Source organism: Pseudomonas glycinis, assembly GCF_054871425.1.
In genome coordinates, this window is the sequence record NZ_JBTYHF010000005.1 from 349,437 (window position 1) to 375,292 (window position 25,856).

Consider the following 25,856-nt stretch of genomic DNA (forward strand, 5'->3'; position numbering starts at 1 on the left):
CAGCGTGCCGGTATCAGGTACGAAGGACCTAGCACAATACGAGGCAATGCATAACTGTAAAGTCTGTCAGTTGTCCGTCCGCGTCCAAAGCGTGAACATCAGGTGGGAGCGGGAAAGTCGCTCTGGCCTATATCACGCAAGACATTGGAGATTAATATCATGAACGGTAACAACGCCTTCGCGACGATTGGTATCTCGGATTTCGCCTCGTTTAAATCGCGTCCGCAGAAGAAGGCCGAGGTGTATTACAAAGCGGTCGTTTCACCCAATCATCCGGGCATTGGCAAGCCAATATTCTCCGCTACTCGGCATCTTTATTTCGGCACAAAGGAAACGTTCAGCGTTATTGGTCAATATTTTACGGACGAGGTGGGTGAGATTATTTCATTTGTGATAGATCGCTCCCTTACGGACGGTACGCATGAAGTTGGCGGGTTCGGAAGTTCCGTGGCGGGAGTGATGACTATGTCGCATGAAATTTTATATGCGAAAACAGGAACGATAGAGTTTGCGCGCAAACACGAAGAAGGTACCGATTCGATTACGGCAACATTCAATTTTGAAGTCGAGCACCGCGGGCAAACATACCGGGTATCAGAAGGTAAACTGTTTGTTGTAGCTAGCGGTCCACTTTGAGTTTTGTGAATAGACCGTTGACGCTAATTCGCTCAACGGGCGAGCCAGCGCTTGCCAAACGGCCCCGTCCTGGTGGCTGCTGTGTTTGGCGCGCGCCCTTGAGTATTTTCACTGCGTATGTCGCACCTCGGAATCGTGGAGGTAGCCTACGCAGTATTTCCGCAAATCAGCCTTTCGCCGCCATCGCCGTCACTTCCACACGCATCCCTTCAACCGCCAGCGAGGCCACGCCTACCGCCGCCCGCACCGGCCAAGGCTTGGCGAAATAGCGTTTGTACACTTCATTGAAAGCCCCGCGATCGCCCATGTCGGTCAGGTAAATCGTCAGGTGCAGCACCCGGTCCATCGAACTGCCAGCACGTTCCAAGGCGACTTTCAGCGCTTGCAGGGTGCACTCGCTCTGCTCGGTGATGCCGCCGAGTTCCAGGCTGCCATCGGCGCGGGTTGGAATCTGCGTGGAAATCATGATGCCGCCGAAGGTGGCAACGTCGGAAGAAATCGAATCGGTGTCGGGATCCGGCGTGAAGATGATGTCTTGATTGGCCATGGGCATCTCTTGTTTGAGTGAATGAAGATTGCGGCAGTTTACAGATTCCCTCCGGCCATGGCCCGCGCGCGTTCAGACAGGCAAAGTCGCTTCTTCTGCGGCAATTGCCGCAAGCACACTGGGCCGCGCGCCGATGCGTTGCGTGTACGACGCCAGAGCTGGCCATTCGCTGATGTCGATGCTGAACGTCGGTAGCCAGTTCAGGACCGTGAACAGGTAGGCATCGGCAACGCCGAAGCCGCCCATCAGATAGTCCCGATCCGTCAGGGTGCCCTCAAGGTAATCCAGCCGTTTGAACAGTTTTTGCCGAAAAATCGCTTTGACCGGTTCGGGGATTTCCGCGCTGAACAATGGCGCGCTGGCGGCATGAATCTCAGAGCTGATGAAGTTCAGGTGTTCCTGCAAACGTGCGCGCTGCCACGTACCTGCGGCAGGTGCCAAGTCGCTCCCGGGGACTTGATCGGCGAGAAACTGCAGGATCGCCGGGCCTTCAGTGAGCACTTCGCCGTTATCCAGTTGCAGCGCGGCCACGTAGCCTTTCGGATTGATCTCGCGGAAGTCACGGCCGTCAGCCGTGCGCTTGGTCTGGTTGTTGACGCGGATCATTTCGAACGGCAAGCCGAGTTCGCGCAGGACGATATGCGGGGCGAGCGAACAGGTCATCGGTGCAAAGTAAAGTTTCATGGCATGTCCCTTGAAAGTGGAGGCGCCACGATCCACTGCGGGCAAAACTTCCGCAAAGGTCATTTGCAGTGCTAGCGTATGACAAATTCTCATGCGCTCCTTAGCCTTATGACTGCCAGACTTCCCTCCCTCAACGGCCTGCGCGCGTTCGAAGCGGCGGCTCGACATATGAGCTTTACCACCGCTGCGACCGAGTTGAACGTCACGCAGACAGCAATCAGTCACCAGATCAGGCGCCTCGAAGCCGAGTTGGGCTTGGCATTGTTCCTGCGCCTCAAGGATGGCCTGGCGCTTAGCGAAGACGGGCAGGCCTACCTGCCGGGGGTGCGTTCTGCATTTCAAGCGTTGCGCCATTCGACGCAACAATTACTCGAGTCGCGCGGGTCCAGCGTATTGACCATCAGCACGCTGGTCTCGGTTGCTTCGAAATGGCTTTTGCCGCGTCTTCCGGCATTTCAGCAGGCGTTCCCGGACATCGATGTGCGCATCAGTGCGACCACCGATCTGGTGGATTTTCGCCGAGGAGGCATAGACGCCGCGATTCGCTACGGACGGGGCGACTGGAAAGGCTTGCGCGCGGACTTTCTCATGGCCGATGAGGTATTTCCCGTGTGCAGTCCAGCAGTGGCGACGACATTGCACACTCCGGAAAATCTGGCCAGTCACACCCTTGTACAAGTTAGCGGCCTCACCGCCAGCGACTGGCAGGCCTGGCTCAGCGCCGCCGACCAGCCTGCGCAGTTGGCCGACGGCGGGAAGCTGACCTTCGATCTGGCGATGATGGCGGTGCAGGCGGCAATTGACGGGCAGGGCGTGTGCATCGGTCGTTCGACTTATGTAAACGACGATCTGCGTGCGGGCCGATTGGTCGCACCGTTCGACCTGCGCCTGCAGGATGATCTCGGTTTCTATTTGGTTACACCCCATGAAACCGCTGAATCGCCAAAGATCAGCGCTTTCAGAGAATGGCTTGTGGCGGTGGCCAGCGACACGTTTGTATAAGCATGTATCAACCCCCAGCCGATACACACGGCAACACCAAACTGCGCCTTCGAGACACATCCGCCCTACATGCCGAGCCCAAAGTAGCCCTCACACCAACACTACGCTCAAGAGGGCATCACCATGTACCGTTCACTGTTTCTGGCTTCTGCCGTTGTCTTCGCCTCCCTGACCGGCTTCGCCCATGCGGCGGATGCGCCAGCAACCAGCTGGCAGAAAGGTCTGAGCCGCACCGATCTGGTTCGTCAGGATCTCGGCGCTGACAATCGCGAAGTGATTCAGGCGCGTATCGATTTCGACGCTGGCGTCACTTCACCTCGGCATGCTCATCCCGGCGTGGAAGTCGCCTATGTCATCAGCGGCACGTTCGAGTATCAGCTCGAAGGGCGGGCGCCGGTGATACTCAAGGCCGGCGATTCGTTGTTCATTCCGGCGGGCGTTGCGCATGTGGCCAAAAACGTTGGCAACGAGAAAGGCGTCGAACTGGCCACTTACGTCGTCCCGAAAGGCGAACCGCTACTGATCCTCAAGCCATGAGGCGCCAGTCCGCTATTTCGAGCGCGGCTTGCTCATCGCGCGCTTGATGCGCATCCAGTCCTGATAGGCCGCCGTTCGTTTGGCGTCGGCCATAGCCTTGGCTTCGCTGAAACGGGCCCAGGCTTCAGGATTGTCCGTGTCGTTCTCGATGATCCTGTAAGCCGCTTCTTCGAGCAGATCGGCCTCGCGGAACATCGCGGTATTTTCCGCCATCTCGTCATCCCACGAGCGGCCGAAACCGAATTTCAATGTGCGTTCTGTCATTTCACGTGATCCTCCTCCCAGACCAAAGGTACTGATTCTCGCCATTGCACCTCGGTCACGCCAAAGCGTTCCGCCATCGGCTTGGAAAAACGTTTCAACGGAGGTCGGCCGGGGCGGGGGATGGGCGCGATACCCGCGTCACAACTTGCCCACTGCCACGCTTCGGCATTGTTCATGGTTTTTGTGCGAATGACGAATGACCTGGGCTTCCCGTGAAGCAGGTAATCAATCACGTACAAATCCTCTCCGCTCATACATTTCCTCCGGCTGTTAAGAAGAGGGATATCTGGCGAAATGAATAATTCAGAGAAATTGAAACGGGCGTGATGACCGGCTGGTTGGGCGCTTTGCAGGCCTGTACGGCAGATCGATTCTGTACAAGTTCGTCTGGAATTTTTGGCTGAATTGACGCCTGTTAAGACAGGAACGCGCCCGCTACGACGCGTTATCAAGTGGGACGATTCAGGAGTAGATGCACGAGCAGACAAAGTCCGCGTGAACCTCGGTGTCTTCAATCGCCGTAATAAGGCCTGAATGCATGGCTTCTTCAGGATTGATGATGCGCGGCGCTGCTGTCAGATATTTCTCTGTCTCCAGCGCATTTTTTCCGTTGCTCGTACGCTCGGCGACAATCTGGGCGTAGAGGTGCAAGTCGTAATCCAGGCTCATGGCGTATTCCGACATGCGCGAGTGATCGACCGAACCTTGCAGGTGCCAATGAAATGGGTGAAACAGAAACTTGCTGTGGGTACAGGCGGTGCGGCGCTGGCCGGCCAGAAAGACAATGTTGCCCATCGATTCGACCGTTCCCAAATTGTGGGTGTGTACCGGAATAGGCAGGGCCAACAGGAAGTTGTACATCGTGAAACCGTAACTGCATTCGCCGCCCATGGTGGCGATGTTGACGATCAGTCGCGGTGCATCTTCCTTTACGGCGAGCGAGGCTTTATCGATCAATTGGCCGCACGTCGAGGCATTGATCGGGCCGGTGAAGTTGATGACATGAACAGGCATGGCGATTCCCTCGGCTGGTCAGGACTCCTAAGCAATAGCTGTAATTTCGCTTGAATGAAAGTGGGCAGGGGAGCCGCGCTCCCCTGCACCCGACGCATCAACTGTTGCGCCCGCCACCATGGCTGTTTTGACCACCTTTCTGTCCAGCTTCAGAGGCTTTTTCCCGATCGTTGGCAAAGTTGCCGCCGCTGCTCTGGCCGCCCTTGCTGCCAGCTTCAGAGGCTTTTTCCCGATCGTTGGCAAAGTTGCCGCCGCTGCTCTGGCCGCCCTTGCTGCCAGCTTCAGAGGCTTTTTCCCGATCGTTAGCAAAATTGCCACCGCTGTTCTGGCCACCTTTGCTCCCGGCTTCGGAGGCGCGCTCAGGATCATTCTTGAAGTTGCCGCCACTGTTCTGGCCGCCTTTACTGCCGATTTCCTGATAGAACTCTTTATCGTGCGAAGCCGAAGTGGCATCACCACCTTTCTTGCCTGCTTCGTTAACCGACATGCTGCCTTGTTGTTTATCTTGTGCCATTTCAAACTTCCTCATTTTCTCTATATAGGCACTCGGCGAATCAAGGATGCACAAACTACGTGCCGTCGTTGTTCGCGAAATGCTCATAAAGTTTACTGATGTCGTTTGCTTTAGTTGGTCTGGCTTGTCTTGTGATTACAAGTTAGACCTTTGTGCTAAGAGGAGCGCTCATAAGTCGGCGTTGTATCCGGTGTCCGGGAGTTTTCAGAATTTACTGCAAGTTCCCGGCGTTCATAACATTCCTGCTGAACACTTTCCCGGTGCCTTGGACTGATTTGCTGTCGTTCGACACAAGGTGACACCGACGGACTGTCCGACCTGGTCACGTGCGAACTGCGCGCTGCTTCGGGATACACTTCCGCTCCCTTGTTTCGTTGCACTTCGCCTCGTGCAAAAGCCGGTACCGTTCTCATGATTACGCTCCATCAGCTGATTTCAAAGGGCAGCGAGGCTGCCCTTGTACCGCTTGCTCAGGACTTGCGACCGCCGCCGTGGCTGTTCTGCCCGCCTTTGCGGCCAGCCTCGGATGCTTTTTCACGATCATTGGCAAAGTTGCCGCCCGACGACTGACCGCCTTTCTTGCCGGCCTCAGATGCCTTTTCACGATCGTTTGCGAAGTTACCTGGATTTTTATTTCCTGTGGTCATGATAGCTCTCCGATATCAATTAACGTTTCGCTAGTTATGTCCGTTGTCGCACCGGACATCTACTCCGATTACGAGCCGGCGAAAAATGTTTTGAAAATTTTTCCTCAGGCCGATGAACGGTAACTTTGTGATGAAACTTATACAGCCTGCTGTTTTCTGCGTCGCTTCGTATAACTTTTCGAGTTGCTGGTTGATGTGCAAAAGAGGTTGGAGTTTGTTACCGCTTCGCTTCGGAATTCTGACCATTTGTCGGTGCGAAGTTGAACTGTAATCGGCTGAAACTAGAGTCTGTTAAGTGTATGTATATAACTATTCTGAGGACATTGAGATGACCAATCATCACAAGGATCAACCGTTCGCTGAAGACCCACAGAAAATCAAGGAAGCCGGCAAGAAAGGCGAGAGTCCAGTCAACGTGAAAGTTGATCGGGCCGAGAAGGCACGCGTCGGCGGGCAGCACAGCCATGGAGGCGGCCGTACCGGCAAGGGCGACTGAGTCGGTCGGAAAAGTACCAATCGGCGTCCTCTCTGCGCCGATGCAGAGAGGACTGCTACGCGGAGGCCTATCTGAACCGTGGCAACGGCCGGTCGATCGGTTTGAGCGTCGAGAGCGTATCGCGAATCAGCGGCGCATCCTTTTCAATGTCGTGCAGCCGGTCGCGAATGCGCAAAGCTGTCGGATGCCCGCCCTGATGATCGACCCAGTCGGCAATCTCTTTGCAGGCGGCTGCGAGGCGCGCCTGGCGGGCGTCGAGCAGGGTGAGGAGGGTGGTGATGGACTCTTTTTCGGACATGAAACACCTCCGTTCGCTGAAACGGCTGAGTTGCAACAAAAAGTCCGCGTGGCGCGAACCTTCAGATCAACTATAGAAGACCTGTGTGATCGTGCAAAAAATACCCAGTTCAACTCGTCGGCAAACCTTTGTAGGAGCGAGCGTTACGCTGGAGATCAAGACGCCTCGCTTACCTCACACATCCGCTCGAGAAACATCGCCAAGGCTACTTCCTCGGCGCGCAGGCCTTTGCGCACGCGCGGACGGGGCAGTTCGGCGAGGGCGCCGAGCATGAAATGTTCGACCACTGCGGGGTGGATGTAGCACTTGCGGCACACCGCCGGCGTGTTGCCCAGCTGTTTGGCGACGTTCTTCACCGCTTCTACCACATGGCGCTTGGCTTCGGTTTCCGACTCATGCTGCAACTCGCGCAGCACCGACAACGCCAGGGCGCTGCCCGCCCAGGTGCGATAGTCCTTGGCGGTGAACGCCGCGCCGGTGAGCTTTTGCAGATAGGCATTGACGTCGGAGGAGGTGACGGTGTGCCGTTCGCCATTTTCATCAAGATACTGAAACAGGTTTTGCCCGGGAATTTCCAGACAGCGCTTGATGATTCGCGCCAGGCGGCGGTCCTTAACGGTGATCTGATGCTCGATGCCGCTCTTGCCACGGAACTGGAACAGGATCGCGCTGCCGTTGACCTCGACATGCCGACTGCGCAACGTGGTCAAACCGTAAGAGCGATTGTCCCGTGCGTATTGGGTATTGCCGACGCGGATCAGCGTGGCGTCGAGCAAGGTAATCACCGTGGCCATGACCTTGTCGCGGCTGAAGCCCGGCTCATCGAGCAGCGCCTCGAGCTTGCGCCGCAGTTTGGGCAGGGCCATGCCGAAGTCGCGCAGGCGCGAGTATTTGTCGGCGTCGCGCACTTCGCGCCAGCGCGCGTGGTAACGGTATTGCTTGCGCCCGCGCGCATCGCGGCCGGTGGCTTGCAGATGGCCGCACGGATCAGCGCAGATCCACACATCGGTGTAGGCCGGTGGTACCGCGAGGGCGTTGATGCGTTTGATTTCGTCCGGGTCGGTGATGCGCTGGCCCGATGGTTCGAAATAGACGAACTTGCCGCGCAGTTTTTTCCGGGTGATACCAGGCTGAGTGTCATCGACATAATGCAGATCGGCGGGCAGAGCATCTGTCAGCACGGTATCGGGCATGGCGGTTTCCTTCGGTCATACGGCAGTCTGTAACTGATTGACCGCAGGCGCCGGCCGTCGTGCCGAATGATTTACGCGAGCACCGCCACCGCCTTGATCTGCGCCCACAGCCGCTGGCCCGGATGCACGCCCAGTTGATCACGCGAGAAGCGGGTGATCCGCGCCAGCAGCGGCGTGCCCCCGGCATCGAGGCGGATCAGCACATGGGCACTGTTGTCAGCGGCCTGTTCGCTGACGACCGTAACGGGCAGACGATTGAGAATGCTGCTGGCTGCATCGTTGTTCAGCGCCAGGCTGATGTCGCGCGCGTGCACTTTGCAGCGCAGGGCCTGGCCCACGGCCATCGGCGCATGGGTGACGCGAATGTTCATTGCAGTGGCCGGCAGTTGCAGGCTGAGCAATTGATAGGTGGCGTCGTAGGCGCTGACCTGGCCTTCGATGATTACCCCGGCGTCATCGCCCATTGCCAAGGGCAGATCCAGGCGTGCGAGGGTCTCGCCGATCGGGCCGCTGGCGAGGGCTTTGCCATCACGGAGCAATACCAAATGATCGGCCAGACGTGCGACTTCATCCTGCGCATGGCTGACGTACAACAGCGGAATATCCAGTTCGTCGTGCAGGCGTTGCAGGTATGGGAGGATTTCGCTCTTGCGCCGGCTGTCGAGAGCCGCCAGCGGTTCGTCCATCAGCAACAGTTTCGGGCTGGTCAGCAGGGCGCGGGCGATGCCGACGCGCTGTCGTTCGCCGCCGGACAGATGCTGTGGATGACGCTCGAGCAAATGGCTGATACCGAGGAGTTCTGTGGCCTGGTTCATATCGACCCGGCGTTGCGACCTGGCGATGCGTTTGAGACCAAACTCCAGATTGGCCAGCACCGAAAGATGCGGGAACAGGCTGGCTTCCTGAAACACATAGCCAAGCGCACGCTTGTGCGGCGGGACGAAAATGCCCTTGGCACTGTCCTGCCAGATCTCGTCGTTGATCTGCACAAAACCCTCCTCGGCGCGCTCCAGCCCGGCGATGCAGCGCAGACAGGTGGTTTTGCCCGAGCCGGAATCACCAAACAGCGCGGTGACGCCGCGGCCCGGCACTTGCAGATCGACATCCAGTTCAAACCCCGGATAAGTGCGTTTCAGGCGTACATCAATCATCGATCAGCTCCAGCCTGCGCGGGTCTTGCGGCTGGAGTACAGCGCCAGCAACACCAGAAACGAAAACACCAGCATCGCCGCAGACAGCCAGTGCGCCTGGGCATATTCCAGCGCTTCGACATGGTCGTAAATCTGCACCGAGACCACGCGGGTCTTGTCGGGGATGTTGCCGCCGATCATCAGCACCACGCCGAATTCACCCACGGTGTGGGCGAAGCCGAGGATCGCTGCGGTGATGAAGCCGGGGCGCGCCAGTGGCAGGATCACGCTGAAGAACGTGTCCCAGGGATTGGCGCGCAAGGTCGCCGCGACTTCGAGCGGGCGGGTGCCAATTGCCGAGAAAGCGTTTTGCAGCGGTTGCACCACGAACGGCATGGAGTAGATCACCGAACCGATGACCAGCCCGGTGAAACTGAACGTCAACGTGCCCAGCCCCAGCCATTGAGTGAACTGACCGAGAAAACCGTGCGGCCCCAGTGCCAGCAGCAGATAAAAACCGATCACCGTCGGCGGCAGCACCAGCGGCAGGGCAACGATGGCGCCGATCGGCCCGCGCAACCACGACGAGGTGCGCGATAGCCACAGCGCGATCGGCGTGCCGATCACCAGCAGGATCGCAGTGGTCAGTGACGCCAGTTTCAGGGTCAGCCAGATCGCGGCGAAGTCGGCACTGGTCAGTGACATTTACAGTTCATATCCGAAGGATTTGATCACCGCAGCGGCTTTCGGACCTTTGAGGTAATCGACCAGCGCCTTGGCAGCAGCGCTGTCCTTACCATTGTTCAAAATCACCGCGTCCTGTTTGATCGGATCATGCAGGATGGCCGGAACAATCCATGCCGAGCCGCTGCTGACCTTGCCGTTCTTATAGATTTGCGACAGGGCGACGAAGCCCAGTTCGGCGTTGCCGGTGGAGACAAACTGGTAGGCCTGCGTGATGTTCTGGCCTTCGACGATTTTGCTTTTCGTGGCTTCGCTCAACTGGAGTTTTTCCAGCACCTGGGTGGCGGCGAGACCGTATGGCGCGGCTTTTGGATTGGCGATCGCAAGGTGTTGGTATTGGTTGGTTTTCAACACTTTGCCCTGCGCATCTACGTAGCCTTCTTTCGCTGACCACAGCGCTAGCGTGCCGATGGCGTAGGTGAAGCGCGAACCTTTGACGGTTTCGCCTTCCTGCTCAAGCTTTGCCGGGGTCGCGTCGTCAGCAGCGAGAAACACTTGGAACGGTGCGCCATTCTTGATCTGGGTGTAGAACTGGCCAGTGGCGCCGTAAGCGGCGACCAGTTTGTGGCCGGTGTCTTTTTCGAAGTCGGCAGCGATCGCCTGGATTGGCGCGGTGAAGTTGGCGGCGACCGCCACTTGCACTTCGTCAGCCTGCGCGGCGCCCATGCTGAACATTGCGAGGAGTGAAGCGAAGCAGGCAGGGGCGAGGCGTGTGGCAGCAAGTGTCATGTAAAGGCTCCGTGATCGGCGGTAAATGCTTTGCTTTGGATAACGCCGATACACGGGCGCAATCGCTGTATACGGAAATATATAGCGATACGCCGCCAAGTGGCGAGGGAATAAATCCGCTCGCCGCGTAAATTCAATGACGGTTGAGTTTTGCCAAGGCGCCTTCGGCGAGTTGCCGGGTCAGTTCAGCGCTGCCGATATCCTTGCCGAGCGTAAGCGCCTGTCCGGCCCAGAGGTTGGCAAAGTCGGCGTCATCCTTGGCCCGCAGCGGCATCAGGGCACCGCCAGCCAACGGGAAGGCCGGCGCCTGCGCTGACATCGGGCCGAGTTCACGCATCGCCCGATTGACAATGCCCCGCGCCGGACGTCCGGTAAAAATGTTGGTGATGGCGGTCTGGCTTTCCTTGGCGGTGCGCAGGGCCTTGTGGTGTGAGGCGCTGACTTTGGCTTCCGGCGTGAACAGGTACGCCGTGCCGACTTGCACCGCCGAGGCGCCGAGCATCAACGCCGCTGCAACACCCCGCGCATCGCTGATCGCACCCGCCGCGATCACCGGCACTTTCACCGCGTCGACCACCTGCGGCACCAGGGCGAAGGTGCCGACCTGGGTGCTCAGATCATCGCTGAGAAACATCCCGCGATGGCCACCGGCCTCATAACCCATGGCGATGATCGCATCGCAGCCGTGTTGCTCCAGCCAGATCGCTTCTTCGACCGTAGTCGCAGACGAAAGGATTTTCGCCCCGGTCGCCTTGACCCGATCGAGCAGATTTTTCTCCGGCAGCCCGAAATGAAAACTCACCACTTCGGGACGGAATTCTTCGAGCACGGCACACGCGGCCTCGTCAAACGGTGCGCGATTGGACACCGGCGTCGGCGCCTCGAAATCGGCACCGAGTTCGCGGTAGTAAGGTTCGAGCAGATTTTTCCAGTCCCGGGCTCGCTGTTCATCTGGCGCCGGTGGCTGGTGGCAGAAGAAATTGACGTTGAACGGCTTGGTGGTGTGCTGGCGAATCGTCTTCAGTTCTTCGCGCAGTTGCTCGCTGCTCAGCATCGCTGCCGGCATTGAACCGAGGCCGCCAGCATTGCACACGGCAATCACCATCGAAGAGTTGGTCGCCCCGGCCATCGGGCCCTGGATGATCGGCAGTTCGATCCCGAGAAGATCAAGGATGCGGGTGTCTGGCCACTGGCTCATAAAGCAATTCTCCGAACGATGAAACGGGCAGGGACGGCACGCGGTTTTTAACAGCAAAACCGGATGCGGGGCCAGTCTGAAATTCTGAACATTACGTGCAGTTTTTCAGCGTCGGTGCGGGTGGCTTGGCGAAAGTCGAGTGTGGCAATGTGTTGCGATGTGCTATTTCAAGGCATGCTTGTTTCAAATCATTTTCGAGAGGCCGTCATGTTCAACGCCATCCTGATCGACAAAGACGACAGCGGTTATCGCGCCAATCTTCAGCAAATCGATGAGCAGCAACTGCCCGAAGGCAATGTCAGCGTGAACGTCGCGTACAGCACCCTGAATTTCAAAGACGGCCTGGCGATCACCGGCAGCAGCCCGGTAGTACGCAAGTTTCCCATGGTGCCGGGGATCGATCTGGCGGGGACTGTCGAGTCCAGTTCCCATGCTGATTTCAAGGCGGGCGATCGGGTGCTGCTCAACGGTTGGGGCGTCGGTGAAAGCCACTGGGGCGGACTGGCGCAAAAGGCCCGGCTCAACGGTGACTGGCTGATTCCACTGCCCGAAGCTTTCACCCCGGCGCAAGCCATGGCCATCGGCACCGCCGGCTACACGGCGATGCTGTGCATTCTGGCGCTGGAGCGCCATGGCGTGACGCCGGATCACGGTGAAGTGTTGGTCACTGGCGCCAACGGCGGGGTCGGCAGCTTTGCCATCGCCTTGCTCAGCAAGTTGGGATACCGCGTGGTGGCATCCACCGGCCGCGTGTCCGAGCATGAATATCTGGAGCAATTGGGCGCTGCCGAAATCATCGATCGCGCCACCTTGTCCGAACCGGGCAAGCCATTGGCGAAGGAGCGTTGGGCGGCGGTGGTCGATTCGGTCGGCAGCCATACTTTGGCCAACGCTTGCGCCAGCACGCGTTCGGAAGGCGTGGTTGCGGCATGCGGGTTGGCGCAAGGCATGGACTTTCCGGCCTCGGTAGCGCCGTTCATTCTGCGCGGCGTGACGCTGGCTGGAATCAACAGCGTGACCCAGCCCAAGGCGCGCCGTATCGAGGCCTGGGGCCGGCTGGCCAAGGATCTGGATATCTCATTACTGCAATTGATCAGTCAGGAAATCAGTTTGAGTGAAGCCCTTGAGGCTGCGCCCAAACTGCTCGCCGGGCAACTGCGGGGCAGGGTGGTGGTCGACGTCAATCGTTGAGTTCGCGCTCAAGCAGTTGGCGTTTGCGCTCGACGCCCCAGCGGTAGCCGGAAAGGTTGCCATCGCTGCGTACCACGCGGTGGCAGGGAATCGCCACCGCCAGGCGGTTGGCCCCGCAAGCCTGGGCCACGGCACGCATCGAAGTCGGCGCGCCAATGCGTTGCGCGATTTCGGCATAACTGGCGGTGCGGCCTGCGGGAATCTCCCGCAGCGCCTGCCAGACGCGCTCCTGAAACGCCGTGCCGCGTATATCCAGCGGCAAGTTCAGGCCCGTCGCGGGCGCTTCGACAAAGCCGACGACGCTGGCGATCAACTGTTCAAATTCGTGGTCGGCGCCGATCAGGTTGGCGTTGCGAAACTGATCCTGCAGGTTGCAGACCAGTTGATGCGGATCGTCGCCGAGCAGAATCGCGCAGATCCCACGGTCGCTTTGCGCCACCAGAATCGCCCCAAGCGAGCATTGGCCAACGGCAAAGCGGATGTCGTTGTTCTGCCCGGCGGCGCGGTAATCGGTGGGTGTCATGCCGAGCAGTTGATCGGCTGATTCGTAGAAACGGCTGTTGGAATTGAATCCGGCGTCATACAGCGCGTCGGTCACCGAGCCGCCGTCGGCCAGGCGCGCACGCAGCTTGCGTGAACGATGCGCCATGGCGTAAGCCTTGGGCGTCAGGCCGGTCGCGGCTTTGAATACTCGATGAAAATGGAAAGGGCTAAGGCCTGCGCCGGCGGCGAGGCTGTCGAGCGCGGGCAATGTCTCGGACGCTTCGATCTGCCGGCAGGCCGCTGCGATGATCGCCGCGTGCTGCGCGTCATTCTGGTCCTTGCTGGCGCGTTTGCTTGCCCGGTATCCCGCTGCTTCGGCCATTTCGGCTGTTTCGAAAAATATGACGTTCTGCGGTTTCGGCAAACGCGCAAGGCTGCTCGGTCGGCAATAAACGCCGGTGGTTTTTACTGCGTAGACAAACTGCCCGTCCGCACGCGGATCGCGCGCCACCACGGCGGCCCAGCGTGGATCGTCTTCAGTTCTGATCGTCTTCGAAAGCGTGTCCATGAGAGGGAATCCGTTGACCTGTTTGAGTCAGGTTAACCAGCATCGTAACCCGCGACACTCCGCGCCTTGCGGTCAAACTTTTACTGATCGCCAGCAACGCGGAAGGTGATGTTGATGCGCCGTTCGCCCAAGAGCGGGTGATGGCCGGGTTTGATTGGCAGCACGCCGTGATAGCGCAGACGGTCCACGCCGCCCCAGACCACCATGTCGCCATGCAGCAGCGGGATGCGCCGGGTTTTATCGCTGCGTTCGAAACCGCCGAACAGAAACATTGCCGGCAACCCCAGCGACAACGAAACGATGGGCGCGGCATAGCCCTTTTCGTCCTTGTCCTGATGCAGCGACATCTTGGCGCCGGGGACGTATTGGTTGATCAGGCAGGAGTCGGCCTGAAAACCCGGGAAGCCGGCGCGTTTCGCCGCCTCGTGGGCCAAATCGGCAAACACCGCCGGCATCGATGGCCACGGCAAGCCGCTGAGAGGATCGACGCTGGAATAGCGGTAACCGCTGCGATCAGTGATCCAGCCCAACTGCCCGCAGCTGCTGGTGCCAACCGACATGCTGAAACCGCCGGGCGTGACCATGTGGCGTAGCGGGGCGGCGGCAAGAATGGCTTCGAGCTCGGTCAGCAGTTGCTCGACCTGCGGCAAGGCGAATCCGCGCAGCACCCACGATTGTGCGCCGATCTGCTCGGCGCGGGCTTGCTGTACGGGTTCGTTGTCGGCGAACAGGTCAAACGTGGTCGGTTGCATGATTCGGTTACAGCGCTTTGCTGACCTTGATGTCACTGAGTTCTTCGTCAGCGTGCATTTTCTTCAGCGCCGCTTTCGCTTCCTCGTCAGTGCCGGTTTCCAGTTCAGCGAATTCGAAACGCTGTTCACCGTCCAGTTTGTACTTGATCACGTATTTGGTTTTTTGCGCCACGGTCATGTTTCCCTTTCAGAATAGGCTGTGCGTCTCAGCTCAGTTTAGTGCTGGAGCGACGGATGATCTTGATCGAGTGGGTCAGCGTCGGCTTGCGAGTCACGCTGATTGCGCGGCGGTTGACGGTGTCGATGGTGATGTTCCAGAAGCCGGTGCTCGGTGCGGTGATGCGTGCCGGAAACGTGTCGAACGCGCCACCGTGGTAAGTGTGACGGCCGCCGTTTTTGAAGCTGCGGAAGTTGGCGTCGTTCATCAAACGGATGTTGCACATCTGCGAGCATTGGATGACGACGATGTCGTCTTCGTTGAGGTGCTCGCGCTGGTGAATGAATTTCATGGGCGCCTCCAGAAGGGCTTTTTCTACTAAATCAAAACGATAGCTTGTCGATGGGCGCAGTTTATCAGCCCGCACGGGTTATTATCTGGCCGTCGGGCGTTGCTTTGACAAATTTTGAACAGAACTTCGCCATGGCAGGCGGGTTAAATGCACAAGGCCCCGGAGAAAAGCGGCATTTGTGCTGTCGGACGGTCTTTAACGGAGGATTCATATGAAGTGGGGTGTGGTGTGTGTGCCGTTGATTCTGGCGATGGCCGGTTGTGCAAATGTTTCCGAAATCAATGAAACACTGCCAACCATGAGCGTGATCTCCGGCAAAAAGCCCCAGGAGTATGCGCAATGCCTGACCGACAAGCTCGCTGACAGTCGCGGCGCGTTGCAGGTGCAGCCGCAGAAGGACGGAGTACGAGTCATCGTCCCGGGCAAGCTTTCTTCAGGCCCGGCAGCCGTGTTTGATATCGAAGATCGCGCCGGCGGCAGCAGCATCAAGCTGCATGAGCGCATGTCCAACGTGCCGGTTCGCCCTCGCGATGTACAGAAAGCCGCGAACGCCTGTATTTCCGGCTGATAGACTAGCGAACATCAGCACCCGATGCCGTCACAGTCCTGCTGTGGCGGCATTGTCATTTATGGAGTCGCGATGAAGCGAGAGCACGTGCGGGAGCGCCACGCAGAGGGCCTTATCTCTGCCACCCATGTCATCCAGAACCCGGCGAATCCCGGTGAATGGATCGTGTTTTTCAAGAAGAGTGCAGGTCGCAGCTACTTTTTGGTGGATGACAATGACGAAGTCGAGTCCTTCAATCGGCTCGATGATCTGATCGAGGTCGTCCGTGGCCTCGGGATCAAGTTCGCCGAAATCCACATGTAAGGCTTACTTGCAGACGACCACGACGTTGCGGGTCTTGTAATTGCCAACGTCAACGCCCAGGGTTTTGTCATCTTCCTTGGGCGCCGGCGTGCCATCGGTGCCGACGATGCGATAACCGGTGCCAGCGCAGGAGGCATCGGCCTTTTCGTAGCACATGGCCCAGGAGTTGGCTTCGCCGGAACAGTCGATGCTCAGACCCTGTTCGCCATTGTTCAGATAGGTGGGCTGCGAAGTGGCACAGCCGCTCAGTACCAATACCGCGAGAAGCGGCTGCAGTTTGTTCAGGTTCATGGTTGCGTGGTCTTCAAGTGGGGGGACTGCATGCTCTGACAGCGCCGCGATGAAAAGGTTATAGCGATTGGCCACTTGTTTGCCAACAAGGCACAAAAAAGCCCTGCGTTCTGGCAGGGCTTGGCGCAAGTGCTGGCAGGATCAGTCCTGATCTTTGCCACGGCGCTTGGAAGAAGCAGGTGTATCGGTGAACACCGAGGCTACATCCGTCGCCATCTGCTCGCTGTCGAAAGGCCCGGCGATATGTTCGCCATTGGTGGTGGTCAGCGTCCACTTGCCGTCTTTCTTGTCGATCACATACCCGTTGATGATTTTTACCGCAGCCATCTGGTCATTCTCGTTCGGTGGTTCAAAGGCGCCATGATAGCGGCAAATGCTCGCATTGGGGGCTGATAAGCGTATGGTGATCCTGTTTGCCCGGATCTTGAGCTACGCTGACTCCGCCGCTGAAATACCCGGATGGAACTATCCGCGCGAATATTTCTCTATGTTGGCATCGGTTAGCCAGCGCGGGGCATTGTAAGGCGCACGCCGCCTGATTAGACTGCCCCGAAACTCGTACACACAGCCTTTTCAAGGACTTATATGATCAAGAAATGCTTGTTTCCAGCAGCCGGTTACGGCACTCGCTTCCTCCCAGCGACCAAAGCCATGCCTAAAGAAATGCTGCCGGTGGTAAACAAGCCACTGATCCAGTACGGCGTTGAAGAAGCACTGGACGCGGGCCTGACTGAGATTTCCATCGTCACCGGCCGTGGCAAGCGTGCTCTGGAAGACCACTTCGACATCAGTTACGAGCTGGAAAACCAAATCAAGGGCACCGACAAGGAAAAGTACCTGGTCGGCATCCGCAAGCTGTTGGACGAGTGCTCGTTCTCCTACACCCGTCAGACCGAAATGAAAGGTCTGGGCCACGCGATCCTGACTGGCCGCCCGCTGATCGGTGACGAACCGTTCGCCGTGGTCCTGGCGGACGACCTGTGCGTCAACATCGATGGCGACGGCGTGCTGACCCAGATGGTCAAGCTGTACAAGCAGTTCCGCTGCTCGATCGTCGCTATCCAGGAAGTCGATCCGCAGGAAACCAACAAGTACGGCGTAATCGCTGGCGAAATGATCCGCGATGACATCTACCGCGTACACAGCATGGTCGAGAAGCCTAAGCCGGAAGACGCGCCGTCGAACCTGGCGATCATCGGTCGCTACATCCTGACCCCGGACATCTTCGACCTGATCGAACAGACCGAGCCAGGCAAGGGCGGCGAAATCCAGATCACCGACGCCCTGATGAAGCAGGCCCAGAACGGCTGCGTGATGGCCTACAAGTTCAAGGGCAAGCGTTTCGACTGCGGTGGCGCTGAAGGCTACATCGACGCGACCAACTTCTGCTTCGAAAACTTCTACAAGACTGGCAAAGCTTACTGATAGCGTTTGCCTCGTCTGCAAAAGAAAGCCACCTCCGGGTGGCTTTTTCATTTTCCGCCCTTATATGGATGGCAGTGCTTGCCCAATGGATGACTGCGGGTATGCTGATGGCCTGCCGAGGAGATAGAAATGGCCTACGATTTTGACCTTTATGTGATTGGTGCCGGTTCCGGCGGTGTGCGAGCTGCGCGGTTTGCCGCCGGCTTCGGGGCGAAAGTGGCGGTGGCCGAGAGCCGTTACCTGGGTGGCACCTGTGTCAACGTCGGTTGCGTGCCGAAAAAGCTGCTGGTCTACGGCGCGCACTTTGCCGAGGACTTCGAGCAGGCGTCCGGTTTTGGCTGGAACCTGGGCGAGGCCAACTTCGACTGGGCCACGCTGATCGCCAACAAGGATCGCGAGATCAATCGCCTCAACGGCATTTATCGCAATCTGTTGGTCAACAGCGGTGTGACCCTGCACGAGGCGCACGCGAAAATCGTCGGGCCGCACGAGATTGAGGTCAACGGCGAACGCTACACCGCCAAGAATATCCTGATCGCGACTGGCGGCTGGCCGCAGATTCCCGAAATTCCGGGGCACGAGCACGCGATCGGTTCGAACGAGGCGTTCTTCCTCAAAGAGCTGCCCAAGCGTGTGCTGGTGGTGGGTGGCGGTTATATCGCCGTCGAGTTTGCTGGGATTTTCCATGGTCTCGGCGCCAACACCACGCTGCTGTATCGCGGCGATCTGTTCCTGCGTGGTTTCGATGGGTCGGTGCGCAAGCACCTGCAAGAAGAATTGACCAAGCGCGGCCTTGACCTGCAATTCAATGCCGACATCGCTCGCATCGACAAGGAAGCTGACGGCAGCTTGAAGGCGACGCTCAAGGATGGTCGCGTACTCGAAGCCGACTGCGTGTTCTACGCCACCGGCCGGCGTCCGATGCTGGACAATCTGGGCCTGGAAAACACCGATGTGCAACTGGACGACAAAGGCTTCATCAAAGTCAACGACGAGTACCAAACCACCGAGCCGTCGATTCTGGCGCTGGGCGACGTCATTGGTCGCGTGCAGCTGACACCGGTCGCGCTCGCTGAAGGCATGGCCGTGGCGCGGCGTCTGTTCAAGCCGGAGCAATACCGCCCGGTGGACTACAAGATGATTCCGACCGCCGTGTTCAGCCTGCCGAACATCGGCACAGTCGGTTTGAGCGAAGAAGAAGCGCGCGATTGTGGCCGCGAAGTGGTCATTTTCGAAAGTCGCTTCCGGCCGATGAAGCTGACCCTGACTGACTGTCAGGAGAAAACCCTGATGAAGCTGGTAGTCGATGCCAAGACCGACAAGGTGCTTGGCTGCCACATGGTCGGCCCGGACGCTGGCGAGATTGTGCAAGGTCTGGCGATCGCCTTGAAAGCCGGCGCGACCAAGCGCGACTTCGACGACACCATCGGGGTGCACCCGACGGCCGCCGAAGAGTTCGTCACCATGCGTACGCCGGTCAGCGCTTAAGCGTCTTTCGCTTTGGTCGAGTCTGGCGCTGCCGCAACGGCAGCCGCCAGACGCTGACTCTCCTCAAGGCTTGCCTGAGCCTTGAGCAATTCCTTTTCCAGTGACTGATTGAGTTGCGTCTGCTCGTCGACGCTCTGCTTGAGTGCCTGACTTTCCAGCGTCGCGACGCGCAGACGTTCCTGGAGGAGGGTGCGCTCGCTGTCCATGCGCGTCGCCTGCTCGAGCAATTGATCCTGACGCTGATTGCTCTGCTTGAGCTGATCCTGCACCAGATTCAGCTCGCGCTGGGTGCCACGGTTTTCGGTAAGCAGGCGTTCGTTGTCGCGGTGCAACTGTGTGATCTCATCCTGACGCACCAATGCACTCTGCTGGGCTTGACGCAGTTCGGCCTGGATCTGCTGGATTTGCCCTTCGTGGCGGGCCTGTTCCTGCTCGCGCTGTTCCTTGGTGGCGTTACGGTAATGCTCCAGCGCATCGCGGGCGTGCAGGTGTTTTTCTTCCAGCGAGCGGATCTGTTCGTCCTTGTCCTGCAAGCGCAATTCAAAATCGGCCAATGCCTGGTTGAGGCCGGCATTGCGCGTCTGTTCGGTTTGCAGCATCGAGCGGGTGTTGCTCAGCGCTTCAGATTCGCGTTGCAGTGCGGCGCCTTGAATGTCGTGATCGTGCTCGAGTTTTTCCAGCGCCTGGCGAACCTGTTTCAGCTCGGTTTCCAGTGCTTCGCGTTGCTCTTCGAACTGTTCGCGGGCTTGCTCGATGGGCTCCTGCGCCTGTTCTTTCAGGCGCTGGGCGAGGCGAGAGACGAGGGCGGTCAGCTCATCATCGATCGGTTCGGCTGACGCTTCTGCTGGTTGTGCGCCGTCATCCAGTTCTTTCAGGTAGCGATGGATCGTGGTTTTCGAGCCGGTGTTGCCCATTTCAATGCGTACTGCATCGATGCTTGGGTGTTCGCCGCGAGCCAGGATCGCTGTGCGCGCGATTTGCACCAGTGCTTTGGTAATGCCGCCACGGGCCATGTGAACTCCTACGGTTACGTACTGTGGTACATGCCACTAAAGTACGCAGTGTACCATGCTGAAAATATAGGTAAATATTTGAATTAAAACACGCGGGATATACTGGTATTACCCAATGTCAGGCGGCAAAATGCGCATCGGCATGAGTGAGCCCGTACACAAGCGAGAAAACTGCCCATGAGTGACGTCGATCGATATCTGCAAGCCGCCACCCGGGACAACACTCGCCGCAGCTATCGCATGGCTATCGAGCATTTCGAGGTGACGTGGGGCGGATTTCTCCCGGCTACTGCCGACAGCGTTGCGCGCTATCTGGTGGAGCACGCCGGGGTTCTGTCGATCAACACCCTCAAATTGCGCCTGTCGGCGCTGGCGCAGTGGCACAACAGTCAGGGCTTTGCCGATCCGACGAAGGCGCCAGTGGTGCGCAAGGTGTTCAAGGGCATTCGCGCATTGCATCCGGCGCAGGAAAAACAGGCTGAGCCGTTGCAACTGCAGGATCTGCAACGAGTGATCGATTGCTTGGAGCAGGAGGCGCAAACCGCCCGCCAGGATCAGGACCGCCCGACCTTGCTCAAGGCTTATCGGGATCGCGCGCTGATTCTGCTGGGCTTCTGGCGTGGCTTTCGCAGTGACGAGTTGTGCCGCCTGCAGATCGAGCATGTGCAGGCGAGCGCTGGCAAGGGCATCACTTTGTATCTGCCGCGCAGCAAGGGCGACCGGGAAAACCTCGGGCAGACCTACCAGGCCCCGGCGCTGCTCAAGCTGTGCCCAGTGCAGGCCTATATCGATTGGATTACAGAGGCTGCGCTGGTTCGCGGCGCGGTGTTCCGCAGCATTGATCGGTGGGGCAATCTGAGCGAGGAGGGCCTGCACGCCAACAGCATCATTCCGCTGCTGCGCCAGGCGTTGCAGCGCGCCGGGATTGCCGCCGCCAACTACACCAGCCATTCACTGCGGCGTGGCTTTGCCACATGGGCGCATCAAAGCGGCTGGGATCTAAAATCACTGATGAGTTACGTTGGCTGGAAGGACATGAAATCCGCCATGCGCTATGTTGAGGTAAGCCCATTCCAGGGAATGGCTCGGATTATGGATAAGCCGGATCAAGCGTAGAAATCGTTTTCTTCTATTAATACAGTCAGCTAATAGCGAAAACAAATCAGCAGCATCAGGTTTGCCAATGAGCCTTCCGTCGAGTGAGTGGGTAGGATTCACCCATCAACTTCATAACCCCTGACGGAGAGTCATCGATGCCTATCATCAACAGCCAAGTAAAACCGTTCAAAGCTACCGCGTTCAAAAACGGCGACTTCGTTCAAGTCTCGGATGCTGACTTGAAAGGCAAGTGGTCCGTAGTGTTCTTCTACCCAGCCGACTTCACTTTCGTTTGCCCAACCGAGCTGGAAGACCTGGCCGACAACTACGCTGAGTTCAAGAAGCTGGGCGTGGAAATCTACAGCGTTTCGACCGACACCCACTTTGCTCACGCTGCCTGGCACAACACTTCGCCAGCCATCGGCAAAATCGAATACACCATGATCGGCGACCCGACCCACGTCATCTCGCGCAACTTCGACGTGCTGATCGAAGAAGCTGGTCTGGCTGACCGTGGCACCTTCGTGATCAACCCTGAAGGCCAGATCAAAATCGTTGAACTGAACGATGGCGGCGTTGGCCGTGACGCTTCCGAGCTGCTGCGCAAAATCAAGGCTGCTCAGTACGTCGCTGCACACCCAGGCGAAGTTTGCCCGGCCAAGTGGAAAGAAGGCGAGGCCACTCTGGCTCCGTCGCTGGACCTGGTCGGCAAGATCTAAGTCTGTGACATGCGACGCAGGGCGGCACGCCGCACCTTCTTAAGTTAGCTGCACCGCCCAATAAAAATGCCCGGGCGAGATTCGCTCGGGCTTTTTTTCGCCTCAAATAAAGGAAATCGCCCGTATGTTGGACGCCAATCTTAAAGCCCAGTTGAAATCGTACCTGGAACGGGTCACCCAACCGATCGAGATCGTTGCATCCCTCGACGACGGTGCGAAATCCCGTGAAATGCTGGACCTGCTGAAAGATGTTGCCAGTCTTTCGAGCCAAATTACCCTGATCGACAGCGGTGACGATGCCCGCAAGCCATCGTTCTCGATCAATCGCCCCGGAGCCGACATCAGCCTGCGTTTCGCCGGTATTCCGATGGGCCACGAATTCACCTCGCTGGTGCTGGCCCTGCTGCAAGTCGGCGGCCACCCGTCGAAGGCCAGCGTTGAAGTCATCGAGCAGATTCGCTCGCTCAAAGGCGAGTTCAGCTTCGAGACTTACTTCTCGCTGTCTTGCCAGAACTGCCCGGACGTCGTACAGGCGCTGAACCTGATGGCCGTGCTCAACCCGAACATCCGCCACGTCGCCATCGACGGCGCGCTGTTCCAGGACGAAGTCAACGATCGCAAGATCATGGCCGTGCCGAGCATCTACCTCAACGGCGAAAACTTCGGCCAGGGCCGCATGGGCCTGGAAGAAATCCTCGCCAAACTGGACACCGGCGCCATCGTGCGTCAGGCCGAGAAGATCAGCGCCAAAGAAGCCTTTGACGTGCTGGTCGTCGGCGGTGGCCCGGCCGGTGCTTCGGCGGCTATTTATGCCGCACGTAAAGGCATCCGCACTGGTGTCGCGGCTGAGCGTTTCGGCGGTCAGGTGCTCGATACCATGGCCATCGAGAACTTCATTTCCGTGCAGGAAACCGAAGGGCCGAAACTGGCCACGGCGCTGGAAGAACACGTCAAGCAGTACGACGTCGACATCATGAACCTGCAACGCGCCGACAAGCTGATCCCGGGCAAGAATGGCGAGTTGCACGAAGTACACTTCGCCAGTGGCGCAACTCTGAAAGCCAAGAGCGTGATCCTGGCGACCGGCGCACGCTGGCGCGAAATGAATGTTCCGGGTGAGCAGGAATACCGCAACAAAGGCGTGGCATACTGCCCGCACTGCGACGGCCCGTTGTTCAAAGGCAAGCGCGTGGCGGTGATCGGCGGCGGTAACTCCGGCGTTGAAGCGGCTATCGATCTGGCCGGTATTGTGTCGCACGTAACGCTGCTGGAGTTCGACGTGCAACTGCGTGCCGATGCCGTGTTGCAGCGCAAGCTGCACAGCCTGCCGAACGTCACGGTGATCACCAGTGCGCTAACCACTGAAGTCACCGGCAATGGCGAGAAGGTCAACGGTCTGCGTTACAAGGATCGCACCACAGATGAGCTGCGCACGGTTGAGCTGGAAGGCATCTTCGTGCAGATCGGTCTGCTACCGAACACCGATTGGCTGAAGGGCACCATCGAGCTGTCGCCGCGTGGCGAGATCATTGTCGATAACCGTGGCGAGACTTCGATTGCGGGGATCTTTGCAGCGGGTGACGTGACGACTGTGCCGTACAAGCAGATCGTGATCGCAGTGGGCGAGGGCGCCAAGGCTTCGCTGAGTGCGTTCGATCACTTGATCCGGACTTCGGCCCCGGCGTAACTGCTAGGTCGAAAACGAAAAAACCCATGAGCGATCATGGGTTTTTTATTGCTCGTGGAAAGCCACCCCTCACCCCAACCCTCTCCCGAGGGAGAGGGAGCCGACCGAGGTGTCTGAAGTCATCCATCGACCTGAGAGAGCCGGTCGATTATGGATTCACCGCCAATCGTTCAAGTCGGCGTAATTCTCCAACATCCCGCAATCAGTCCCCTCTCCCTATGGGAGAGGGCTAGGGTGCGGGGCTTTCAGCTTTTACAGCGGCGCAGGCTGAATGATTTCGACCCAGTAGCCATCCGGATCCTTGATGAACGCCAGGCTCTTCATCCGGCCATCGGTCAGACGCTTCTGGAAATCGCAACCCAGCTCTTCAAACCGTGCACACGCAGCGACGATATCCGGCACTGAGATGCAGATGTGGCCGAAACCGCGCGGGTCGGTGTTGCCGTTGTGATAGGCGAAGTCGGCATCGTTTTCGGTGCCGTGGTTGTGGGTCAGTTCGAGAATGCCCGGGATCGATTTCATCCATTCGGTACGCGCAGCGTCGTCGGCCGGGATCTGTGATTTATCGACCAGCGCGAGGAAGTACAGGCTGAACTCGGCTTCCGGGAAATCACGCTTCTCGACAAGCGAGAAACCCAGTACGCGGGTGTAGAAATCCAGCGACTTGGTGATGTCCTTCACGCGCAGCATGGTGTGGTTGAACACGAAGTTGCGGGTTGCGCTGTCTGGCGTGGCAGTCACGCCGGGGAAAGTGTTCAGTTCGTTGAGGCTCATGGGCCCTCCAATAACAATGGGCGAGTGAATGGGCGCAATGATACGCATGCCGACCGGCATCGCCAAATGCAAGGCGGGCTTGCCCTGCGCGAAGGCGGGGCTCAGACTTTGCTTTCTATCCATGAGTGCGTCCGGCAATGATCCGACTGTTGAAATCCGTGTTTGTTTTTTTTGCTTTGTCGTCGGCTGTGGTTTTACCCGTAATGGCCGAACCAAGTATCACTTGGCCGACGGGCTGGGAGGTTGAAGCATTGCCGGAAACCGCGCCGCCAGTCTCGCGGCAACGGGCGGTGAAGCTCGATGCTGATGGCAATCAGGTGATGGTGATGGAGTTGACGATGACGCAAGTGGAGGCGGGGCATCAGGTCAATTTGCAAGGCGTGCTGCTGGAAATGCGCAAATCGATCCAGAAGGATTTCTTCCGCAGTGGTTATCAGAGCGTCTGCAACAGAATTCATCCGGCTGCGCTCGGCTCATTGTCCGGGCTGGAGACGACCTGCACGGTCACCGAGAACGGTCGACACGTATTATCACAAACGTTGGTGGCAGCTGTGGAAACAGACAAGGCTTACGTACTTTCATATGCCGGACAGGCCGAGGTTTATAAGGCGAGCGTCGACGATATAGAAGCGGCGCGCAAAAGCCTGAAATTATAAACGTTCGTACTAACTCGCAGCAGTCCGCTTACCGGAAAGGATTAAGCACATAGTTTGATCACGCGCTCGAGGTAACATCGCGCAGCAAAATGTTTAGCCTGATGATTCAGAAGCGTTACACAAATTTCCAACTTGCTCGATGAAAATCATTTCATTTGTTAGATATTGTCAATAAAAAAGCCCTGCATCAGGCAGGGCTTTTTGTTGGCGCCAGATTAACCGCGCAACCATGAATCCACGGTGGCTGCACCGTACTGCTCTTTCCAGGCTTTCAGACCGCGATGGTTGCCGCCCTTGGTTTCGATCAGCTCGCCAGTATGCGGGTTCTGGTAAACCTTGACCACGCGGGCGCGGCGGGTCTTGGGCGCTGCGGACTGCTGCAGACCGGACTTTGCCGGGTTTGGATCAAGGATGGCGATGATGTCTTTCAGGCCTTTGCCATAGGTTTTCATCAGTCCCTGGAGCTTTTCTTCGAATTCGATTTCTTTCTTCAGCCCGGCATCATTCTTCAGCGATTCCAGCTGTTTGAGCTGTTCCTGAAGGGCCTTTTCAGCTGCGCGAAATTCAGCGAGTCTGGACAATATCTTTACTCCAATAGTGTGTTTGGCTGATACCAACCGCAAACAAAGCTATAAGCCAAGAGCCTGGAAGCGACTCGGTGATAATTGGCTCACCTGCCAGTCTGGCTCAGGTTGAAA

35 protein-coding genes are annotated in these 25,856 nt (G+C 58.1%); 13 read left to right on the forward strand and 22 right to left on the reverse strand.

Annotated features, from left to right (window positions below; translation table 11 throughout):
• Nucleotides 1-159 precede the first annotated feature (159 nt).
• The gene (locus ACYSTU_RS14640) at nt 160-636 is read left to right on the forward strand and encodes a hypothetical protein (RefSeq protein ID WP_498999580.1); all 477 of its coding nucleotides are present in this window, start codon (nt 160-162) and stop codon (nt 634-636) included.
• A 166-nt stretch (nt 637-802) separates the two neighbouring features.
• Here the strand turns inward: ACYSTU_RS14640 and ACYSTU_RS14645 are convergent, their stop codons facing one another.
• Complete coding sequence (locus ACYSTU_RS14645; RefSeq protein WP_016774944.1) at nt 803-1,183, reverse strand: RidA family protein; 381 nt, start codon at nt 1,181-1,183, stop codon at nt 803-805.
• 72 nt (nt 1,184-1,255) lie between these two features.
• The gene (gene gstA, locus ACYSTU_RS14650) at nt 1,256-1,867 is read right to left on the reverse strand and encodes a glutathione transferase GstA (protein ID WP_217878324.1); all 612 of its coding nucleotides are present in this window, start codon (nt 1,865-1,867) and stop codon (nt 1,256-1,258) included.
• Nucleotides 1,868-1,975: 108 nt separating this feature from the next.
• On the opposite strand from gstA, the gene ACYSTU_RS14655 reads away from it, so the two are divergent.
• Nucleotides 1,976-2,869: a transcriptional regulator GcvA gene (locus tag ACYSTU_RS14655; RefSeq protein ID WP_498999584.1), complete on the forward strand. Its 894-nt coding sequence runs from the start codon at nt 1,976-1,978 to the stop codon at nt 2,867-2,869.
• Nucleotides 2,870-2,992: 123 nt separating this feature from the next.
• A complete protein-coding gene (locus tag ACYSTU_RS14660) occupies nt 2,993-3,406 on the forward strand; it encodes a cupin domain-containing protein (RefSeq protein ID WP_217878322.1) in 414 nt (137 codons plus the stop codon).
• 12 nt (nt 3,407-3,418) lie between these two features.
• Here ACYSTU_RS14660 and ACYSTU_RS14665 read toward each other — a convergent pair whose 3' ends face one another.
• The 5 genes from ACYSTU_RS14665 to ACYSTU_RS14685 all read right to left on the reverse strand — a co-directional run bounded on the left by ACYSTU_RS14665 (nt 3,419) and on the right by ACYSTU_RS14685 (nt 5,845).
• Nucleotides 3,419-3,670: a hypothetical protein gene (locus ACYSTU_RS14665; protein WP_016774942.1), complete on the reverse strand. Its 252-nt coding sequence runs from the start codon at nt 3,668-3,670 to the stop codon at nt 3,419-3,421.
• Nucleotides 3,667-3,924 carry a DUF6555 family protein gene (locus tag ACYSTU_RS14670; protein WP_016774941.1) on the reverse strand — a complete coding sequence of 86 codons (258 nt, stop codon included), beginning with the start codon at nt 3,922-3,924 and terminating at the stop codon, nt 3,667-3,669. Before ACYSTU_RS14670 ends, ACYSTU_RS14665 begins: the two co-directional genes overlap by 4 nt.
• Before the next feature lie 208 nt (nt 3,925-4,132).
• Complete coding sequence (locus ACYSTU_RS14675) at nt 4,133-4,684, reverse strand: ATP-dependent Clp protease proteolytic subunit (RefSeq protein WP_073476696.1); 552 nt, start codon at nt 4,682-4,684, stop codon at nt 4,133-4,135.
• 97 nt (nt 4,685-4,781) lie between these two features.
• Nucleotides 4,782-5,198: a con-10 family general stress protein gene (locus ACYSTU_RS14680; RefSeq protein WP_498999782.1), complete on the reverse strand. Its 417-nt coding sequence runs from the start codon at nt 5,196-5,198 to the stop codon at nt 4,782-4,784.
• A gap of 470 nt (nt 5,199-5,668) precedes the next feature.
• Complete coding sequence (locus ACYSTU_RS14685; RefSeq protein ID WP_016774938.1) at nt 5,669-5,845, reverse strand: con-10 family general stress protein; 177 nt, start codon at nt 5,843-5,845, stop codon at nt 5,669-5,671.
• 328 nt (nt 5,846-6,173) lie between these two features.
• Between ACYSTU_RS14685 and ACYSTU_RS14690 the strand changes: the two genes are divergently transcribed.
• Nucleotides 6,174-6,341, forward strand: a complete 168-nt coding sequence (locus ACYSTU_RS14690; RefSeq protein ID WP_110645428.1) for a con-10 family general stress protein — start codon at nt 6,174-6,176, stop codon at nt 6,339-6,341.
• 67 nt (nt 6,342-6,408) lie between these two features.
• On the opposite strand, the gene ACYSTU_RS14695 is transcribed toward ACYSTU_RS14690, so the two are convergent.
• The 6 genes from ACYSTU_RS14695 to ACYSTU_RS14720 form a co-directional block, all read right to left on the reverse strand.
• A complete protein-coding gene (locus ACYSTU_RS14695) occupies nt 6,409-6,639 on the reverse strand; it encodes a hypothetical protein (protein WP_016774936.1) in 231 nt (76 codons plus the stop codon).
• A 155-nt stretch (nt 6,640-6,794) separates the two neighbouring features.
• Entirely contained in the window at nt 6,795-7,832 is a 1,038-nt protein-coding gene (locus ACYSTU_RS14700; protein ID WP_073476691.1) for a DNA topoisomerase IB, read from the reverse strand.
• Between the two features lie 71 nt (nt 7,833-7,903).
• A complete protein-coding gene (gene modC, locus ACYSTU_RS14705; RefSeq protein ID WP_498999592.1) occupies nt 7,904-8,983 on the reverse strand; it encodes a molybdenum ABC transporter ATP-binding protein in 1,080 nt (359 codons plus the stop codon).
• Between the two features lie 3 nt (nt 8,984-8,986).
• The gene (modB, locus tag ACYSTU_RS14710) at nt 8,987-9,667 is read right to left on the reverse strand and encodes a molybdate ABC transporter permease subunit (protein ID WP_122506786.1); all 681 of its coding nucleotides are present in this window, start codon (nt 9,665-9,667) and stop codon (nt 8,987-8,989) included.
• Entirely contained in the window at nt 9,668-10,435 is a 768-nt protein-coding gene (gene modA, locus ACYSTU_RS14715) for a molybdate ABC transporter substrate-binding protein (RefSeq protein WP_390896814.1), read from the reverse strand.
• Between the two features lie 133 nt (nt 10,436-10,568).
• On the reverse strand, nt 10,569-11,633 hold the full coding sequence (locus ACYSTU_RS14720; protein WP_498999596.1) for an NAD(P)H-dependent flavin oxidoreductase: 1,065 nt from the start codon (nt 11,631-11,633) through the stop codon (nt 10,569-10,571).
• 207 nt (nt 11,634-11,840) lie between these two features.
• Here ACYSTU_RS14720 and acuI point away from each other — a divergent pair, with 207 nt between their 5' ends.
• Complete coding sequence (gene acuI / locus ACYSTU_RS14725) at nt 11,841-12,824, forward strand: acrylyl-CoA reductase (NADPH) (protein WP_136492566.1); 984 nt, start codon at nt 11,841-11,843, stop codon at nt 12,822-12,824.
• On the opposite strand, the gene ada is transcribed toward acuI, so the two are convergent.
• The 4 genes from ada to ACYSTU_RS14745 form a co-directional block, all read right to left on the reverse strand.
• Nucleotides 12,814-13,875: a bifunctional DNA-binding transcriptional regulator/O6-methylguanine-DNA methyltransferase Ada gene (gene ada, locus ACYSTU_RS14730; RefSeq protein WP_498999601.1), complete on the reverse strand. Its 1,062-nt coding sequence runs from the start codon at nt 13,873-13,875 to the stop codon at nt 12,814-12,816. The two genes, acuI and ada, sit on opposite strands and share 11 nt — an antisense overlap.
• 80 nt (nt 13,876-13,955) lie before the next feature.
• The gene (gene alkB / locus ACYSTU_RS14735) at nt 13,956-14,627 is read right to left on the reverse strand and encodes a DNA oxidative demethylase AlkB (protein WP_498999603.1); all 672 of its coding nucleotides are present in this window, start codon (nt 14,625-14,627) and stop codon (nt 13,956-13,958) included.
• A 7-nt stretch (nt 14,628-14,634) separates the two neighbouring features.
• Nucleotides 14,635-14,805 carry a hypothetical protein gene (locus ACYSTU_RS14740; protein ID WP_016774926.1) on the reverse strand — a complete coding sequence of 57 codons (171 nt, stop codon included), beginning with the start codon at nt 14,803-14,805 and terminating at the stop codon, nt 14,635-14,637.
• 28 nt (nt 14,806-14,833) lie between these two features.
• Nucleotides 14,834-15,136, reverse strand: coding sequence for a DUF1883 domain-containing protein (locus tag ACYSTU_RS14745; protein WP_007912251.1), 303 nt, complete (start codon nt 15,134-15,136; stop codon nt 14,834-14,836).
• 211 nt (nt 15,137-15,347) lie between these two features.
• Between ACYSTU_RS14745 and ACYSTU_RS14750 the strand changes: the two genes are divergently transcribed.
• Together ACYSTU_RS14750 and ACYSTU_RS14755 are read left to right on the forward strand one after the other, a co-directional pair.
• A complete protein-coding gene (locus ACYSTU_RS14750) occupies nt 15,348-15,704 on the forward strand; it encodes a hypothetical protein (RefSeq protein ID WP_016774925.1) in 357 nt (118 codons plus the stop codon).
• Between the two features lie 72 nt (nt 15,705-15,776).
• Entirely contained in the window at nt 15,777-16,007 is a 231-nt protein-coding gene (locus ACYSTU_RS14755; protein WP_016774924.1) for a hypothetical protein, read from the forward strand.
• Nucleotides 16,008-16,010: 3 nt separating this feature from the next.
• On the opposite strand, the gene ACYSTU_RS14760 is transcribed toward ACYSTU_RS14755, so the two are convergent.
• Together ACYSTU_RS14760 and ACYSTU_RS14765 are read right to left on the reverse strand one after the other, a co-directional pair.
• A complete protein-coding gene (locus ACYSTU_RS14760; RefSeq protein WP_071172599.1) occupies nt 16,011-16,298 on the reverse strand; it encodes a hypothetical protein in 288 nt (95 codons plus the stop codon).
• Nucleotides 16,299-16,439: 141 nt separating this feature from the next.
• Nucleotides 16,440-16,625, reverse strand: a complete 186-nt coding sequence (locus tag ACYSTU_RS14765) for a hypothetical protein (RefSeq protein WP_016774922.1) — start codon at nt 16,623-16,625, stop codon at nt 16,440-16,442.
• Nucleotides 16,626-16,883: 258 nt separating this feature from the next.
• On the opposite strand from ACYSTU_RS14765, the gene galU reads away from it, so the two are divergent.
• Together galU and gorA are read left to right on the forward strand one after the other, a co-directional pair.
• Nucleotides 16,884-17,723, forward strand: coding sequence for a UTP--glucose-1-phosphate uridylyltransferase GalU (gene galU, locus ACYSTU_RS14770; RefSeq protein WP_024013124.1), 840 nt, complete (start codon nt 16,884-16,886; stop codon nt 17,721-17,723).
• Nucleotides 17,724-17,852: 129 nt separating this feature from the next.
• Nucleotides 17,853-19,211, forward strand: a complete 1,359-nt coding sequence (gene gorA, locus ACYSTU_RS14775; protein WP_498999612.1) for a glutathione-disulfide reductase — start codon at nt 17,853-17,855, stop codon at nt 19,209-19,211.
• On the opposite strand, the gene ACYSTU_RS14780 is transcribed toward gorA, so the two are convergent.
• The gene (locus tag ACYSTU_RS14780) at nt 19,208-20,224 is read right to left on the reverse strand and encodes a DNA-binding protein (RefSeq protein WP_498999615.1); all 1,017 of its coding nucleotides are present in this window, start codon (nt 20,222-20,224) and stop codon (nt 19,208-19,210) included. The genes gorA and ACYSTU_RS14780 overlap by 4 nt on opposite strands.
• Nucleotides 20,225-20,401: 177 nt before the next feature.
• On the opposite strand from ACYSTU_RS14780, the gene ACYSTU_RS14785 reads away from it, so the two are divergent.
• The 3 genes from ACYSTU_RS14785 to ahpF all read left to right on the forward strand — a co-directional run bounded on the left by ACYSTU_RS14785 (nt 20,402) and on the right by ahpF (nt 23,728).
• Complete coding sequence (locus ACYSTU_RS14785) at nt 20,402-21,340, forward strand: site-specific integrase (RefSeq protein WP_498999618.1); 939 nt, start codon at nt 20,402-20,404, stop codon at nt 21,338-21,340.
• Between the two features lie 137 nt (nt 21,341-21,477).
• On the forward strand, nt 21,478-22,041 hold the full coding sequence (ahpC, locus tag ACYSTU_RS14790) for an alkyl hydroperoxide reductase subunit C (protein WP_016774916.1): 564 nt from the start codon (nt 21,478-21,480) through the stop codon (nt 22,039-22,041).
• Between the two features lie 124 nt (nt 22,042-22,165).
• Nucleotides 22,166-23,728, forward strand: coding sequence for an alkyl hydroperoxide reductase subunit F (gene ahpF, locus ACYSTU_RS14795; RefSeq protein ID WP_122698166.1), 1,563 nt, complete (start codon nt 22,166-22,168; stop codon nt 23,726-23,728).
• A 252-nt stretch (nt 23,729-23,980) separates the two neighbouring features.
• Here ahpF and gloA read toward each other — a convergent pair whose 3' ends face one another.
• Nucleotides 23,981-24,502, reverse strand: a complete 522-nt coding sequence (gene gloA / locus ACYSTU_RS14800) for a lactoylglutathione lyase (RefSeq protein ID WP_016774914.1) — start codon at nt 24,500-24,502, stop codon at nt 23,981-23,983.
• Between the two features lie 137 nt (nt 24,503-24,639).
• Here gloA and ACYSTU_RS14805 point away from each other — a divergent pair, with 137 nt between their 5' ends.
• A complete protein-coding gene (locus ACYSTU_RS14805) occupies nt 24,640-25,158 on the forward strand; it encodes a DUF4946 domain-containing protein (RefSeq protein WP_071172593.1) in 519 nt (172 codons plus the stop codon).
• 215 nt (nt 25,159-25,373) lie between these two features.
• On the opposite strand, the gene ACYSTU_RS14810 is transcribed toward ACYSTU_RS14805, so the two are convergent.
• Nucleotides 25,374-25,739: a histone-like nucleoid-structuring protein, MvaT/MvaU family gene (locus tag ACYSTU_RS14810; protein ID WP_016774912.1), complete on the reverse strand. Its 366-nt coding sequence runs from the start codon at nt 25,737-25,739 to the stop codon at nt 25,374-25,376.
• Nucleotides 25,740-25,856: the final 117 nt, after the last annotated feature.